General features: G+C 71.4%; 16 protein-coding genes. 11 read left to right on the top strand and 5 right to left on the bottom strand.

Translation table 11 applies throughout. The annotated features are described in order from the left end of the window. Window positions 1-30: 30 nt before the first annotated feature. Entirely contained in the window at window positions 31-777 is a 747-nt protein-coding gene (locus tag IEZ07_RS32290; protein WP_191898271.1) for a class I SAM-dependent methyltransferase, read from the top strand. A gap of 187 nt (window positions 778-964) precedes the next feature. Here IEZ07_RS32290 and IEZ07_RS32285 read toward each other — a convergent pair whose 3' ends face one another. Next, window positions 965-1297 (bottom strand): TraR/DksA family transcriptional regulator, encoded by a 333-nt coding sequence (locus IEZ07_RS32285; protein WP_084008406.1) that lies wholly within the window; start codon window positions 1295-1297, stop codon window positions 965-967. Window positions 1298-1506: 209 nt separating this feature from the next. Then, entirely contained in the window at window positions 1507-2247 is a 741-nt protein-coding gene (locus IEZ07_RS32280) for an SOS response-associated peptidase (RefSeq protein WP_068897769.1), read from the bottom strand. A gap of 172 nt (window positions 2248-2419) precedes the next feature. Here IEZ07_RS32280 and aroA point away from each other — a divergent pair, with 172 nt between their 5' ends. After that, complete coding sequence (aroA, locus tag IEZ07_RS32275) at window positions 2420-3700, top strand: 3-phosphoshikimate 1-carboxyvinyltransferase (RefSeq protein WP_191898270.1); 1281 nt, start codon at window positions 2420-2422, stop codon at window positions 3698-3700. Next, window positions 3697-4773 (top strand): ribosome small subunit-dependent GTPase A, encoded by a 1077-nt coding sequence (rsgA, locus tag IEZ07_RS32270; protein WP_191898286.1) that lies wholly within the window; start codon window positions 3697-3699, stop codon window positions 4771-4773. The genes aroA and rsgA overlap by 4 nt, the downstream gene beginning before the upstream one ends. A gap of 120 nt (window positions 4774-4893) precedes the next feature. Here the strand turns inward: rsgA and IEZ07_RS32265 are convergent, their stop codons facing one another. Continuing rightward, entirely contained in the window at window positions 4894-5337 is a 444-nt protein-coding gene (locus IEZ07_RS32265; protein WP_191898269.1) for a DUF4442 domain-containing protein, read from the bottom strand. Window positions 5338-5525: 188 nt separating this feature from the next. Between IEZ07_RS32265 and hisN the strand changes: the two genes are divergently transcribed. The 7 genes from hisN (at window position 5526) to IEZ07_RS32230 (ending at window position 11901) form a co-directional block, all read left to right on the top strand. Beyond that, window positions 5526-6326: a histidinol-phosphatase gene (gene hisN, locus IEZ07_RS32260; protein ID WP_191898268.1), complete on the top strand. Its 801-nt coding sequence runs from the start codon at window positions 5526-5528 to the stop codon at window positions 6324-6326. Between the two features lie 417 nt (window positions 6327-6743). After that, complete coding sequence (locus tag IEZ07_RS32255) at window positions 6744-7745, top strand: PstS family phosphate ABC transporter substrate-binding protein (protein ID WP_204054738.1); 1002 nt, start codon at window positions 6744-6746, stop codon at window positions 7743-7745. After that, entirely contained in the window at window positions 7745-8686 is a 942-nt protein-coding gene (pstC, locus tag IEZ07_RS32250) for a phosphate ABC transporter permease subunit PstC (protein ID WP_191898267.1), read from the top strand. Before IEZ07_RS32255 ends, pstC begins: the two co-directional genes overlap by 1 nt. Further along, window positions 8686-9576, top strand: coding sequence for a phosphate ABC transporter permease PstA (gene pstA / locus IEZ07_RS32245; RefSeq protein WP_191898266.1), 891 nt, complete (start codon window positions 8686-8688; stop codon window positions 9574-9576). The genes pstC and pstA overlap by 1 nt, the downstream gene beginning before the upstream one ends. A gap of 62 nt (window positions 9577-9638) precedes the next feature. Then, complete coding sequence (gene pstB / locus IEZ07_RS32240; protein WP_068897775.1) at window positions 9639-10502, top strand: phosphate ABC transporter ATP-binding protein PstB; 864 nt, start codon at window positions 9639-9641, stop codon at window positions 10500-10502. A 28-nt stretch (window positions 10503-10530) separates the two neighbouring features. Then, window positions 10531-11247, top strand: coding sequence for a response regulator transcription factor (locus tag IEZ07_RS32235; protein WP_191898264.1), 717 nt, complete (start codon window positions 10531-10533; stop codon window positions 11245-11247). A gap of 456 nt (window positions 11248-11703) precedes the next feature. Next, window positions 11704-11901, top strand: a complete 198-nt coding sequence (locus IEZ07_RS32230) for a hypothetical protein (RefSeq protein ID WP_068897777.1) — start codon at window positions 11704-11706, stop codon at window positions 11899-11901. A gap of 174 nt (window positions 11902-12075) precedes the next feature. Here the strand turns inward: IEZ07_RS32230 and IEZ07_RS32225 are convergent, their stop codons facing one another. Together IEZ07_RS32225 and IEZ07_RS32220 are read right to left on the bottom strand one after the other, a co-directional pair. Further along, window positions 12076-13092 carry a serine hydrolase gene (locus IEZ07_RS32225; RefSeq protein ID WP_191898263.1) on the bottom strand — a complete coding sequence of 339 codons (1017 nt, stop codon included), beginning with the start codon at window positions 13090-13092 and terminating at the stop codon, window positions 12076-12078. Between the two features lie 127 nt (window positions 13093-13219). After that, window positions 13220-14113, bottom strand: coding sequence for a phenylalanine 4-monooxygenase (locus tag IEZ07_RS32220; RefSeq protein ID WP_068897779.1), 894 nt, complete (start codon window positions 14111-14113; stop codon window positions 13220-13222). Between the two features lie 120 nt (window positions 14114-14233). On the opposite strand from IEZ07_RS32220, the gene IEZ07_RS32215 reads away from it, so the two are divergent. Next, window positions 14234-14722 carry an Lrp/AsnC family transcriptional regulator gene (locus tag IEZ07_RS32215; RefSeq protein WP_191898262.1) on the top strand — a complete coding sequence of 163 codons (489 nt, stop codon included), beginning with the start codon at window positions 14234-14236 and terminating at the stop codon, window positions 14720-14722. The last annotated feature ends 184 nt before the right edge of the window (window positions 14723-14906 follow it).

Below are 14906 nucleotides of genomic sequence, written 5' to 3'. Positions count from 1 at the left end.
CCACCGGAACCCCGACGCCAGGAGCCGCTTGTGCTGCCCATCCCGGCCGAAGAGCTGAACGGCTCAGGAACGCTCGGGCCGTACTGGACCTTTTACCGCGCGGTCGTCGCCGAGCAGCTGAACCGCTGGCTCCCCCGGAGCCCCTCCGTCGTCCTCGACCTCTCCCGCGGTCAGGGCCGCTGGTCCGCGCAGGCCGCCCGGGCCGGGCACCGGGTGATCGAGGTGGTCGACTTCCGCCGGGCGGTGGCGGTGGAGGGCCAGCCCGTCCTGCGCGACGCCGAACGGGTCCGCCAGGTCCGCGCCGACGACCTGCGCTTCCTCCCCGACGGCAGCGTCGACGCCGTGCTCGCCGAGGACCGGTCGATGTCCCTGGAGCTCATGGCCGAGTCCGCGCTCGCCGACGTCGCCCGGGTGCTGCGCCCCGGCGGGCGGGCGCTCGTCTGCGTCGACTCCCTGGTGCTGGGGATGGCGATCCTCGCCGAGCAGAACTACTGGGCCCACCTGCGCCAGACCAGCGAGGTCATGCTCGTGCCCTGGCCCGACGGGAGCATCACCCGCTGCTTCAGCAGCGCCCAGCTGCGCGAGCTGCTCACCGAGGCCGGGCTGGAGGTCGAGTGGATACGGCCCCGCACGGTGCTGTCCCCCTCGACGGTCGACCACGTCCTCGCGGCCGACTCCCGCGCGCTGAACTGGCTGGTCCGCACCGAGCTGGAGGCCCACCCGGACGACGACGACACCGTGGGCATCCACCTGGTCGCCAGCGCCCGGCGGGTCTGAGGCCGGCGGGCCCGCCGACGCGACGGTGGACGACCGACCCGGTCGCCCGACCCCGGACGGCCGACCGGCGGGTCGGGCCGCTGACGGGCCGGGCCGCTGACGGGCCGGGCCGCTGACGGACCGGGCCGCTGACGGACCGCGGGGCGGCGGCCAGGAGGCGGTGGCGGCCGCGTCGGCGTCCGGGAGGTCAGCGGCGGCGCTCCCTGCGGGACTGGCACTGCACGCACCGGGAGGCCTCGGGACGCGCCTCCAGCCTGCCCTCCGGCACCGGCCGGCCGCAGTCCACGCACAGGCCGTAGCACCCGTCGTCGATCCGCCTGAGCGCCTCCAGGACCGAACGGCGGTGCCGGGTGGCCACCTCCAGCATGGCCTGGTTGCGGTCCGCGTCGACCAGGTCGGACCCGGCGTCCGCCGCCGAGCGGTCGCGCAGGGCCGCGGGGTCCCCCCGCAGGATTCCGATGGAGCGGTCGAGCTCGCTGAGCATGCTCTCCAGGCGCACACGCGCGGTCGCGTCGTTCACGGACCCGCACCTCCGGGACGTGGGGGCGGCCTTCGGCGGGATTCCCCGGATCTCCCGCCGGGCACGAGGGGTGGGCTCCCCCGGCGTCCCCGGACCGCGTCGCCGCGGGGGGTTCGGCCGGAGGATTCGCTTTCCTCACCGGATGCCCGCTCCACGCGCTTCTTACACCGGCCACCAGCCGTTTTCCCGGACGGCCCCGGCGCCCGCCCTCACTCCTCCGGCAGCGCCTCGATCAGCTCGGGCCCGTTGTTGCGGACCGAGTTCACCGCGGTGGAGACGGGATGGGCCACCAGCCCCGTCGAACCGGCCGGGATGAGGAACCCCTGTGCGTCGGGTACCCCGGGATCGAGCCACTCGCCCCACCGGTCGCGCTCGATCAGCATCGGCATGCGGTCGTGCACCCTGCCCGCCGCGTCGACGGCGGAGGTGGTGATGACGGTGCACGTCACGAGCCAGGCGTCCGGGTCGTCGTCGGGCCGGCCCCGGTCACGCCAGAACTCGTACAGCCCCGCCATCGCCATGATCCCGCCGTCCGCCGGCCGGATGTAGTGGGGCTGCTTCTTCGGCCTGCCTTTGGCGTCGGTCTCCTCCAGCACGGCCCACTCGTAGTAGCCGTCGGCCGGGACCAGGCACCGGCGCTCCTTGAACGCCCTGCGGAACGAGGGCTTCTCCGCCACGGTCTCCACCCGCGCATTGATCATCTTGGAGCCGATCGCCGGGTCCTTCGCCCAGGACGGGACCAGCCCCCAGCGCATGACGCGGAGCTGGCGCACCGCCCGGCCGTCCTCGGCGTCGCCCTTCGGCGCCCGGCTGAGCACGGTGTAGACCGGTTTGGTCGGCGCGATGTTGTAGTCGGGCCGGAGCTCGGCGTCGGCGGCCCCGTCGACCTCGACCTCGAACTCCTCCAGCAGCTGCTGCTTACCCCGCGCAGACGCGAATCTTCCGCACATGTCCCCACTCTGCCACCTCCCGCGCCTCCCGGGCGCCCCCTCCGCCACTTCGGCCGCACGGTTCCGCGCCCGGCACCCCGCTCCGCCGCCCACGGCGCTTCCCGTACGACACCCCCGCTCCGCCGCCCACGGCGTTTCCCGTCCGGCGGGCCGGTCTCGGTAGGCTCATCACATGTCGTCCGCTCCGCTGTGGCCCGCCCCGACCGCGACCGAACCCGTCCACGCGACCGTCCCGGTGCCGGGATCGAAGTCCGTGACCAACCGCGCGCTGCTGCTCGCCGCGCTGGCCGACGGCCCCGGCACCGTACGGCTGGCGCTGCGCAGCCGCGACTCCGACCTGATGGCCGACGCCCTGCGCGCGCTCGGCACCACGATGACCTCCTCCAACGAGGGCGGCTCCAGCCTCGACTGGACGGTCGTCCCCGGGCCGGTCACCGCCGGGGGGCGGATCGACGTGGGCCTCGCCGGCACCGTGATGCGCTTCGTGCCGCCGATGGCCGCACTGGCCGACGGCGAGGTCTCCTTCGACGGCGACCCGCACGCGCGCAAGCGCCCGATGGGCGTGATCCTGGCCGCGCTGCGCGCCCTGGGCGCGCAGGTCACCGGAGACGCGCTGCCCTTCACCGTACGGGGACCGCTGACCGGCGGGGAGGTCGTGCTCGACGCGTCCGGCTCCTCGCAGTTCCTCTCCGGCCTGCTGCTGGTCGCCGCCCGGTTCCCCAAGGGGGTGACGGTCCGGCACTCCGGGCCGCCGATCCCGTCGCAGCCGCACATCCGGATGACGCTCCAGATGCTCCGCGAGCGCGGCGTGCACGTCGACGACTCCGAGCCCGACGTCTGGCGGGTCGAGCCCGGTCCGATCCGGGCCACCGACTTCACCGTGGAGCCCGACCTGTCCAACGCGGCGCCGTTCCTGTCGGCCGCGATGGTCTCCGGCGGCACGGTCGTCATCCCCGGCTGGCCCGCCGAGACGACGCAGCCCGGCGACCAGCTCCGCGGGCTCCTGGCCGGCATGGGCGCCTCCGTCGCGTTCACCGCCGACGGGCTGGCGGTCACCGGCACCGGCCGGATCTCCGGCATCGACGCCGACCTGCGCGACGTCGCCGAGCTGACCCCGACGATCGCCGCCCTGGCGGCCCTGGCCGACTCCCCCAGCCGGATCCGGGGCGTCGCGCACATCCGCGGGCACGAGACCGACCGGCTGGCCGCGCTGGTCGCCGAGATCAACGCGCTGGGCGGCGACGCGAACGAGACCGACGACGGGCTGGAGATCCGGCCCCGCCCGCTCACCGGCGGGGTGTTCCACTCCTACGCCGACCACCGCATGGCCACGGCCGGCGCGGTGATCGGCCTGGCCGTACCCGGGGTGCTGGTGGAGGACATCGCCACCACGGGCAAGACCCTGCCGGAGTTCGCCTCGATGTGGGCGCGGATGTTGGGAGGCGACCGCTGAGGAAGCGGCAGTACGACGAGGACGACGTCAGGGTCCGGCCGGGCAAGGGCTCCCGGCCCCGGACCCGGCTCCGTCCCGCGCACGAGGACGCGGTCGAGGGGTTCGTCGTGGCGGTCGACCGGGGCCGCTACACGTGCCTGGTGACCGCCGGGCCCTCCGCCGGCGAGAAGCGGCGCCGGGCCAGGGACCGGGCCTCGGGAGCCGGGGACGACGGCCGGCTCGTCGTCGCGATGAAGGCCCGCGAGCTGGGCCGCAAGGGGATCGTGGTCGGTGACCGGGTCTCGCTGGTCGGCGACGTCTCCGGCGCGCCCGACACGCTGGCCCGCGTCGTCCGCGTGGAGCCGCGCGCCTCGATGCTCCGCCGCTCCGCCGACGACACCGAGGACACCGACGGCATCGAGCGTCCCGTGGTCGCCAACGCCGACCAGCTCGTGATCGTCACGGCGCTGGCGGACCCGCCGCCGCGGCCCCGCATGATCGACCGGATGCTCGTGGCGGCCTTCGACGCCGACATCGAGCCCCTGCTCTGCCTCACCAAGTCCGACCTCGCGCCGCCCGAGGAGCTCGTCTCGCTGTACGCACCGCTCGGCGTGCCGTACGTCGTGGTCAGCAAGGGGGGGACGCTCGACGAGGTCCGGGAGCGGCTGCGGGACCGCATCAGCGTGCTCGTCGGGCACTCTGGAGTCGGCAAGTCGACACTGGTGAACGCCCTGGTGCCGGGGGCCGACCGGGCCGTCTCGCACGTCAACGCGGTGACCGGCCGGGGCCGGCACACCTCCACCTCGGCCGTGGCCCTGGCGCTCCCGGACGGCGGCTGGATCATCGACACCCCGGGGGTGCGGAGCTTCGGGCTGGCCCACGTCTCGGTCGAGACCGTGCTGGCGGGCTTCCCCGACCTGGTCGAGGGCACGGTCGAGTGCCCCAAGGGCTGCAACCACCTGGGTGAGGAGTGCGCCCTGGACGGATGGGTGGCGGCCGGCCGCGCCGACCCCGCCCGTCTCGTCTCGCTCCGCCGCCTGCTCGCCATCCGCGAGGGCGCCCCCGACGACGACCGGCGGCCGGACGCCCCCTGACGCCCCCTGACGCCTCCGCCCGGCCCGGGGTCGTCCTGCTGCGCCCGGCAGGCGGGCCTGGAGCGGGGTTCACCGCGCGGACGACCGCCGGACCCGGAGAGCACGTCCGGAGGCATAGCCTCAGCGGTTGGGGCGCAGGGTCCAGGCGACGGTCATCTCCGCGACCGGGGTGCCGTCGGCGGTCCTGATGCCGACGGCGACGTCGAACTCGGGCCGGCGGCCGGCGTCGAGCAGGGCCACGACCTCCTCCCGGTCCGCCTGGAGCCGGGCCTCGGCCACGACCTCGCCCATCGCGAGCTTCACGTAGCGGATCGCCGCGCTCGCGGCCAGCGGGGTCGCCCGCGACAGCTGGTCGCCGAAGGCCGAGAGCATCGCGGCGCCCGAGGCGGACTCGGCCAGGGTGAACAGGGCGCCGGCGTGCGGACCGCCCAGGTGGTTGTGCAGGTCGGACCGGTCCGGCATCCGGCAGACCGCGAGGCCTGGCTCCACCTTCTCGAACGCGATGTCCAGCGTCCGCGCGAACGGCACGCTCTGCAGCATGAAGGCACCCACGTCAAAGGTCATGCCCTAGATGCTACTCGTGGGTAATGAAGTACTGCGCCGGAGTCCGCGCGCCGTCCAGACCGTCCGTCCGTCGTGCCGCCGGACGAGGGCCGCCGGTGCACCTCGGCCCGAGGGCCAGACCCGTCCGCCCCTCCCGAACATGCACCGCCCCTCCTGTACGGCACGCCGACGCGATAGCGTTGCCCTCCGTGACGGGTTACAACGACGACCTCCGCCTCGCCCACGTCATGGCCGACGCCGCCGACGACATGACCATGCGCCGGTTCAGGGCCGTCGACCTGCGGGTCGAGACCAAGCCCGACCTGACCCCGGTGAGCGACGCCGACCGCGCGGTCGAGGAGGCGATCCGGAACACCCTCCGGCGCGCCCGCCCCCATGACGCGATCATCGGCGAGGAGTTCGGCGCGACCGGCCATGGCGCGCGCTCATGGATCGTCGACCCGATCGACGGCACCAAGAACTACGTGCGCGGCGTGCCCGTCTGGGCCACGCTCATCGCCCTGATGGACCAGGGCCGCGTCGTCGTCGGGCTGGTCTCCGCCCCGGCACTCGGCCGCCGCTGGTGGGCCGCCCGCGACGGCGGCGCGTGGACCGGCAGGAGCCTGGCCGAGGCCACCCCCTGCCGGGTCTCCTCCGTCACCCGCCTGGAGGACGCCTCCTTCTCCTACTCCAGCCTCGGCGGCTGGGAGGAGGCCGGCAGGCTCGACCGGTTCCTCGAGCTGAACCGCTCCGTCTGGCGCAGCCGCGCCTACGGCGACTTCTGGTCCCACATGATGGTCGCCGAGGGCGCGGTGGACCTGTCCGCCGAGCCCGAGCTCTCCCCCTGGGACATCGCGGCACTGACCGTCATCGTCGAGGAGGCCGGCGGCACCTGGACCGACCTGTCCGGTGTCCCCGGCCTGGACGGCGGGAGCCTGGTCTGCACCAACGGCTCCCTGCACGGCGAGGTCCTCGAGCGCCTCGGCGGTCCGCTCACCCCATCGGTCTGAGCCACCCGACCGGTCCGCCCCCTCCGGCACCGCCGGTCCGATTCCACCCACCCGTGCCGCCCCTCCGGCACCGCCGATGCGCGCCCGCCGGTCCGCGTCCGCCCGCTCCGCCTTCCGCCCCTCCGGCACCGCCGGTTCGCGCCCGCCGATGTGCGCCCGCCGGTCCGACCGCGCCCGTCCGGCCGTGACCCGGCGCCCTCGGACGCTGGGTTCCCCTGTCACGCCCAGGGTTCTCCCGTCACCCTCCACGGGCGCGAATCCCCATGTGAGAGCCATGGAGATCACCCGGAACGGTATTCACACGGCAATGCTCACGTCTTCCGGCTCCGGTCATTGGTCGTTTCACTTCCGTTCACTTTCGCTCGCTTTCATCGGAGCCATCGAGAACGGATCTCACTACGGAGAAGGAACATAACCGTGACCAGTGGACAGCGCCGCCTCAGCGCGGTGGCGACGGCCGCGCTCGTCGTTTCCCTCGCGGCGGCCTGCGGCGGCGACGCCAAGCCCACCAGCGAAGGCACCTCCTCCGCCGCCGCCGCCCCGGGCGAGTCCCAGGGCGCCGCGCTGAGCGGTGAGGTCAAGACCGACGGCTCCAGCACCGTGGCGCCCCTCACCCAGGCGGCCTCCGAGCTGTTCGGCGAGGAGCAGCCGCAGGTCAAGGTGCCGGTCGGCAGCTCCGGCACCGGCGGCGGCTTCGAGAAGTTCTGCAACGGCGAGACGGACATCTCCAACGCCTCCCGCCCGATCAAGGACGAGGAGAAGGCGGCCTGCGAGGCCAAGGGCATCAAGTTCGCCGAGCTCACGGTGGCCACCGACGCCCTGACCGTGGTCGTCTCCAAGGAGAACGACTGGGCCACCTGCCTGACCACCGACCAGCTCAAGAAGATGTGGGAGCCGGCGGCCGAGGGCAAGGTCAAGACCTGGAAGGACGTCGACCCCAAGTTCCCCGCCGAGGAGCTCAAGCTCTACGGTCCGGGCACCGACTCCGGCACGTTCGACTACTTCACCGACGAGATCAACGGTGAGGAGGGCGCGAGCCGCAAGGACTACAGCCCCTCGGAGAACGACAACGACATCGTCACCGGCGTCTTCGGCGCCAAGGGCGGCCTGGGCTACTTCGGCTTCACCTACTTCGAGGAGAACGCCGACAAGCTCAAGGCCATCGAGATCGACTCCGGCAGCGGCTGCGTCGCTCCGAGCGTCGAGGCGGCCCAGGGCGGCAAGTACACCCCGCTGGCCCGCCCGCTGTTCGTCTACCCGTCGGCCGCCGCGGTGAAGCGGCCCGAGGTCGCCGCGTTCCTCGACTACTACGTGGCGAACATCGGCACGATCGCCAAGGACGCGAAGTTCATCCCGCTCAACCCCGAGCAGGAGGCCAAGCTCAAGTCCGACCTCGAGTCCCTGAAGAGCCAGGGCTGATGTCGGCACAGCACCGTACGGCCGCGCCAAGGACCTCCGGGTCCCTGGCGCGGTCGCGCCCGCGTTACGGCGAGCTCGCCGTCAAGGTCGTCCTGCTGCTGGCGGCCCTGGTCTCGGTGTTGACCACCGTCGGCATCGTGGTGGCCCTGCTGGAGCCGACCATCGAGTTCTTCTCCGAGGTCGGCCTCGGTGAGTTCTTCGGCTCGACCACCTGGGGACCGCTGTTCAACCCGCCGGCGTTCGGAGTCTGGCCGATCATCGTCGCCACGCTCGAGATCACGCTGATCGCGATCGTGGTCGCCGTGCCGCTCGGCCTGGCCTCCGCGATCTACCTGTCGGAGTACGCCACCCCGCGCGTCCGCAAGGTCCTCAAGCCGGTCCTGGAGGTCCTGGCCGGCGTGCCCACCGTGGTCTTCGGCTTCTTCGCCCTCACCTTCGTCACCCCGCTGCTGCAGGACGTGTTCCCGTTCCTGGGCCTGGACGGCAAGAACGCGCTCAGCGCCGGCCTCCTGGTCGGCGTGATGATCATCCCGATCGTCGCGTCGCTCTCGGAGGACTCGATGGCCGCGGTCCCGAACGGCCTGCGGGAGGGCTCCTACGCCCTCGGCGCCTCCAAGATGATCACCTCGGTGCGGGTCGTCGTCCCGGCCGCCTTCTCCGGCATCGTCGCCGCGATCATCCTGGCGGTCTCCCGGGCCGCGGGCGAGACGATGATCGTCGCGATCGCGGGCGGTTTCAAGTCCGTCTTCACCCTCAACCCGGCGAACGAGATGGCCACGATGGCGGCGTTCATCGCGCAGGCCGGCTCGGGTGACGCATCGGTCGGCTCCACCGCCTACAAGACCATCTTCGCGGTGGGCTCGCTGCTGTTCGTCATGACCTTCGCCATGAACTACCTCAGTGCCCGCATGGTCCAGAAGTATCGCGAGGTCTACGACTGATGGCCATCCTCTCCACGCCGCGCTCCGCCGTACAGCTCGCGAGCAAGGGGCGCCCGCTCAGGGAGCACCTGTTCCGCATCGCGCTGCTGGCCAGCCTGGCGATCGCGATCGCCTTCCTGGCGATGCTGATCGTCTACGTGGTCGAGGAGGGCTGGCCCCGGCTCGACTCGACGCTCTGGGAGAACCAGCCCTCGATCCGCCGCCCGGAGACGGCCGGCATCCAGTCCGGGATCCTCGGCACCCTCTGGATCATCGGCCTGACTGCGCTGATGGCGCTGCCCACCGGGATCCTGGCCGCGATCTACCTGGAGGAGTACGCGGACAAGACCAAGTGGTACAACCGGCTGATCGAGCTGAACATCTCCAACCTGGCCGCGGTGCCCTCGATCGTCTACGGCATCCTCGGCCTCGGCATGATCGCCCGGTGGATGCAGTTCGGCTTCACCGTCATGACGGGTGCGCTCACCGTCTCGCTGCTGGTGCTGCCCATCGTGATCATCTCCGCCCGTGAGGCCATCCGCGCGGTGCCCCCGTCGATCCGCGAAGGTTCGCTGGCACTCGGGGCGACCCAGTGGCAGACCATCTACCGGCAGGTCCTCCCGGCGTCCGTCCCCGGCATCGCGACCGGCTCGATCCTGGCGCTCTCCCGCGCGATCGGCGAGGCCGCGCCGTTCCTGATGCTCGGCGCCGCGACGCTGGTCCGGTTCAACCCGGAGGGCGTCTGGAGCACCTTCACCGTGCTGCCGCTGCAGATCTACAGCTTCATCGCCCGCCCGCAGGAGGAGTTCGCCATCCTCGCGGCCGCCGCGATCGTGATCCTCCTCGCGATCCTGCTGCTGATGAACTCCGTCGCCATCTGGCTCCGTAACCGCTACCAGAAGCGCTGGTGAGAAACGCAATGTCTGACGTCCGCAACCCCCTGCCGACCGGGACCGCTGTGCCCCGCAATCCCATGCCGACTTCTGGGACCGCTGAGATCGGAGTCTCCGTGCCGAACGTCTCCGTGCGAGGCCCCGAGGTCCCCCGCACCATCGAAGCCCTCGACCCCGTCTTCACCGTCTCCGGTCTCAGCGTCTTCTACGGCGACTACGAGGCGGTCCGCGGCGTCGACATGACCATCGGCAACCGCGAGATCACGGCCATGATCGGCCCGTCCGGCTGCGGCAAGAGCACCGTCCTGCGCTGCTTCAACCGGATGAACGACCTCATCCCCGGAGCCCGCGCGGCCGGCAAGATCCTCTACCACGACGAGGACCTGTACGGCGACCACGTCGACCCGATCGAGGTCCGCCGCCGGATCGGCATGGTCTTCCAGAAGCCGAACCCCTTCCCCAAGTCGATCTACGACAACATCGCCTACGGCCCGAAGGTCAACGGCGTGAAGGGGAAGATGGACGACATCGTCGAGGAGGCGCTGACCAAGGCGGCCCTCTGGGACGAGGTCAAGGACAAGATCAAGCAGAACGCGCTCTCCCTGTCCGGCGGTCAGCAGCAGCGCCTGTGCATCGCCCGGGCCATCGCGGTCAAGCCCGACGTGATCCTGATGGACGAGCCCTGCTCGGCCCTCGACCCGATCGCGACCACCAAGATCGAAGACCTGATGCAGGAGCTGACGCGCGATTACACGATCGTCATCGTCACCCACAACATGCAGCAGGCGGCCCGCGTCTCCGACCGCACGGCCTTCTTCACCGCCGAGGTGGACGCCGACGGAGTACGGCACGGCCGCCTGGTGGAGTTCGACGAGACCAGCCGCATCTTCACCAACCCGAGCGACAAGCGGACCGAGGACTACATCACCGGCCGCTTCGGCTGAACCACATACCCCTACTTGGAGGATCCGGGTGATCCAGCCGCAGACGGCACCCGAAGTGGACGGGGACACGCGGACCGCGCCCATGCTGCTGGTGGCCGATCCGGAGTCGGCCCTGGTCGAGGAACTCGCCGTGACCCTCGAACGCGAGGGCGTGGAGGTCCTGGGCGTCTCCGACGGCGCCCAGGCCCTGTTGCAGGCCGGAGCGCTCCGGCCCGACGTCGTACTCGTCAGCGCCTCGCTGCCCGTCATCGGCGCGGTGGAGTTCATCCGCGCCGTACGGCTGGCGCGGGCCGTGCCCGTTCTGCTCGGTGTGGGCGAGAGCCACGCCGAGCAGGCCGTCCAGGCGCTCACGGCCGGCGCCACCGCCTGCGTGGCCAGGCCGTACCGGGTGCCCGAGCTCCTCCCTCTCGTGCAGGCCGCGATCGAGGGCGACTCGGGGATCCGCCGCACGCTCGTGGTCGGCAACGTGGAACTCGACGTCAACGCCTACCAGGTGAGGGTCGGCGGCAGGATCGTCCACCTGCCGCTGCGCGAGTTCGAACTGCTGCACTACCTGATGCGCAACGCGCACCGCACGGTCACCCGCGAGCAGATCATGCGGCACGTGTGGCACTCCACCGACGCCACCTCGACCAACACCATCGCGGTGCACGTCAAGCGGTTGCGCGCCCGGCTCGGGGACAACGACGACCGGCTCATCCAGACGGTGCGCGGCGTGGGATACCGCCTGGTGGAGCACGGCTGACCGCGCCTTCGCCCGTGTCCTCCCTCCGGACCGGCGGGAGGACGCCGGCAGCGGAACGGCGAACCGGCACGGCCGGGAAGTGCCGAGAACACGGGGAAGTGCCGGGCCGAGAACACCGGGAAGGCGCCGGAGAACGCCGCGGAGGGAACCGCGATGCGCCGCGCCGCCCGAAGCGGTCGGACGACTCACGCGAACCGGTCGATCGAAACAACCCGGCCCCATGGCCGTGAAATATTCCAATCATCTCCGATCGGCGCGGGAAATCACCCGGATACTCCCGCTACCGGCTCACTTCAAAAGAAGCGCCATCAGCCCTTGACCGAAACCTGGCGCTAATTCGTTGAAGCCGCGCGGCCGGTGCGAGATGTTTATTCGCGACAACGAGCGGTCAGCCGGACACGGCTTACAGCAGGAGTCTCCAGAAGTTCCCCGTTTCGTTTCCATGGAGGAAGCAACATGATCCGTCGTATTCTCGCAGGTGCGGCCATCGCCGGGATCGCCGCTTTCGCGGGCCTGGCCACGGCCGGTGTCGCGTCGGCCGGTGACTGGGACGACAAGCAGCGTCCCAACTTCACCTACGTCGACGACAGCAACCACAACGAGATCCTGAACGACCTCATCGACCTCGCCCTTCTCGGCATCATCGACAACTGATCCTCTCCCTTAGAGGCGATGACGCACGCCCGGCTTCCCATACCGGGCGGTGCCGTTCGGAGATGATTCGCCTCCGGGCCATCCTGGCCGGCCGGAACAGCCCGGTGTGAATTATCTCGGAAACGGCGCGGAAGCCCCTGACGTGAGAGTCGTCTGGCCAACGACACTCACCCGTCAGGGGCTTTTTGCCGTTCCCGGCGCCTTTCCCCGCGTTTTTCCGCGCTCCAGGCCTTCCCCGTTCCTCCCGTTCCCACCGGCCCGCCGGTCGTCGCGGCATTCCCCCTCGCCGCGGAACGCGGACAGCATCCGCTCGGCCGTACCCTCGACTCTGAGCACGCCCGCGCCCATGCTCCCGTTGTCCTCGGTGAGCACCGCCACGGCGTAGTCGTGGCCGCGCCCTCTGATCAGCCCGGCGCTCACGACCACCCAGCGCCCGTTCGACACTCGCCGCAGCCAGCCGTTCTTGAGCGCCACCCGGTCCCCCTCGCATGCCGCCGCGCTGATCCCCCAGCGCTGCTCGGGGATCACCTCCCCCATCAACCGGACCACCTGTCCGCGGTCCTCCGCCCTCAGTGGGCTCGTCTCCGTGACCAGCGCCGCGAGCAGCCGGAGCTGGTCCTCCGCGGTGGTCCGCGTGATCCCCCAGCAGTAGAGGTCGACGCACCGGCCGGGCGGCGCGTAGGTGCGTTCGAGACCGAACCTCCGGTTCGCCTCGGCCAGTCCCGTCTCCAGGCCGATACGCTCATACAGCCGGTCCGCCGCGTCGTTGTCGCTGAGGCGGATCATCCGGTCGGCGTCGCGCCGCGCCGCCGTGCCCAGTTCCCGCCAGGGCGTCCGGAGCAGCAGCGCCATCAGGATGTCGACCTTGGAGGTACTGGCGGTCGGCAGCTGCAGGTCAGGGTGGTAGTGATAGGCCCTGCCCGTGGACAGGTCCCGCACGGCGGCTGTGATGTCGCCGCCGTGCGCCCCCAGGAAGCGGTCCAGCGTGCGGGTGAGCTCGGCCCCGGACATCTCGGGCGGCCCCGGTGGCGCGGCGGCCGCGGACGGTGCCGGCCAGACGACGGCGGGCGGTGGGCCCGCGCGCGCCTGCCCCGCGCCCCGGGAGGCGGCCCGCTGGGACACGCATCCGCAGACCAACGCGGGCACCAGTACGGCCGCGGCCACGGCGGACGGACCTCGCGGACGCGTCATCGCCCTCACCGCCTTCCCCATGAAGCCACGAATCGGACTTATCCCATTAATGCGGCATATGAGGATGGGTGAGAAGGGCGCCTGCCGAACGGAGGCGGTTTCCTGGAACCGCGGGCCGGTGAGCTACCTAGCCTTGACGCCCCTCGGCGATTAGCCGGAGCACGGCCTCGTCGTCGCAGCTCTCCCAGAACCCGCCGACCACGTCCTCCAGATGCGCCAGCGAGTCCGCCCGGAACAGCACGTCCTGGTACTTCGTGATGTCGTAGTGGGTGGTGCCCATGGCCGCGAGGTCCAGCGGGCGGATGTCCATCCCCCGGAACTCCTCGATCTCGCCGTAGGACGACAGGATGCCCGCGCCGTACGCCCGCAGCTCGCCGTCGTCGGTCATCACCCCGAACTCCAGCGTGAACCAGAAGACCTTCGAGACGAACTCCAGCGCCTCGTCGCTCTCGACCCGGCGCGCCGCCTGCCCGGCCAGCCGGTAGAGCGCCGCGTAGCGGTCGGAGGCCAGCGCGTTGGCGTGCCCGATGACCTCGTGGATCACGTCGGGTTCGGGGGTGTACAGCGGTGTGGAGTGGTGGCGGATGTACTGCGTCGAGTGGAAGAGCCCGTCCGCCAGGACCCCGTAGAAGTCCCGGAGCGGGACGAGCCCGGCCGCCGGGATGTACCGGAACCCGGTGAGGGGCTCCAGCAGGTCGCCCACCTCCTGGAGCTGCGGGATGCGGTCACCCGGCAGTCCCAGCCGCGTCACGGCCCGCTGGTACTCGGCCGTGGCGTACTTGCGGTGCTTGAGCGCCAGCTCCCGGCTGACGATCGCCCACACCTCGTGCTCCTGCTCGGTGTACTCGGCCGTCGGGATGGGCGTGCCGGGCACGTAGCCGACGGCGAGCGCTGCGATGGCGTTGCGACGAGCCCGGTAGACGGGGTCCGCGAAACCGGGATGACTCGCGGCGAGCTGGACCTCGACCGTGCCGTCGTCGTTGGCCGCCACCGGCGCGAAGTACTGTGCTTCCTCGAACATGAATGAAATGACAGCAATTCTCGGATTCGCTGGCAAGAGCGAGCATTAAAAGTGGGCGATCTGCGCAAGATCGCCTGGTCGTGCCTGGTTCTCACTGGTCATATCGCCTAGTCTGGCGACATGGTCATCGACGAGCTGGACAGCCGACTCCTGGTGACCATGCGCGCCCACCCGCGGATCGGACTCACCGAGCTCGCCCGCCTGCTCGGCGTGGCCCGCGGCACCGTGCAGGCGCGGGTGGACAAGTTGACCGCACGCGGCGTCATCGCCGACTTCGGCCCCACCGTGACCCCTGAGGGCATCGGCTACCCGATCCTGGCTTTCGTCTCCCTGCAGATTGCCCAGGGCCGGCTGGCCGAGGCCGTGCGGGCGCTGCGGGCCCTGCCCGAGATCCTCGAGGTGTACGGCACCAGCGGTCAGTCCGACCTGCTCTGCCGCGTGGTGGCGCGGAGCACCCCGGACCTGCAGGAGATCATCGCCCGCGTCCTGGCGTCTCCCGCCGTGCAGCGCACCGACACCACGGTCGCCCTGTCGGTGCAGATCCCGTTCCGGATCGAACCGCTGCTGCACGTCGCCGCCGAGCGGGACGGCGGACGGGGCCAGTCCTAGACGGATAGGCCCGAACTCCGATACCGCCGATGGCTGCCCACCGTACCGGCGGCGGGCTCCCGACCGTCCGGAAACCTGAGAACACCCGAGGGCAGCAGCCCGGGGAAACGGAAGAAGGACCGCCCCCCGAAGGACGGCCCACCCCGTCCCGGGACCACCCCAGCTCCCACGCCACCACCCCGGA

The sequence above is a fragment of the Planomonospora parontospora genome (assembly GCA_014647935.1).
Taxonomy (GTDB): Bacteria; Actinomycetota; Actinomycetes; order Streptosporangiales; family Streptosporangiaceae; genus Planomonospora; species Planomonospora parontospora.
This window is presented reverse-complemented; position numbering and strand designations above follow the sequence as displayed.

Excerpts from the sequence above, each read along its gene's own strand:
- IEZ07_RS32225 (WP_191898263.1), bottom strand. The coding sequence starts at position 13,092 with ATGACGCGTCCGCGAGGTCCGTCCGCCGTGGCCGCGGCCGTACTGGTG.
- IEZ07_RS32215 (WP_191898262.1), top strand. The coding sequence starts at position 14,234 with ATGGTCATCGACGAGCTGGACAGCCGACTCCTGGTGACCATGCGCGCC.
- pstB (WP_068897775.1), top strand. The coding sequence starts at position 9,639 with ATGCCGACTTCTGGGACCGCTGAGATCGGAGTCTCCGTGCCGAACGTC.
- pstC (WP_191898267.1), top strand. The coding sequence starts at position 7,745 with ATGTCGGCACAGCACCGTACGGCCGCGCCAAGGACCTCCGGGTCCCTG.
- IEZ07_RS32230 (WP_068897777.1), top strand. The coding sequence starts at position 11,704 with ATGATCCGTCGTATTCTCGCAGGTGCGGCCATCGCCGGGATCGCCGCT.
- IEZ07_RS32220 (WP_068897779.1), bottom strand. The coding sequence starts at position 14,113 with ATGTTCGAGGAAGCACAGTACTTCGCGCCGGTGGCGGCCAACGACGAC.
- IEZ07_RS32265 (WP_191898269.1), bottom strand. The coding sequence starts at position 5,337 with ATGACCTTTGACGTGGGTGCCTTCATGCTGCAGAGCGTGCCGTTCGCG.
- pstA (WP_191898266.1), top strand. The coding sequence starts at position 8,686 with ATGGCCATCCTCTCCACGCCGCGCTCCGCCGTACAGCTCGCGAGCAAG.
- IEZ07_RS32280 (WP_068897769.1), bottom strand. The coding sequence starts at position 2,247 with ATGTGCGGAAGATTCGCGTCTGCGCGGGGTAAGCAGCAGCTGCTGGAG.
- aroA (WP_191898270.1), top strand. The coding sequence starts at position 2,420 with ATGTCGTCCGCTCCGCTGTGGCCCGCCCCGACCGCGACCGAACCCGTC.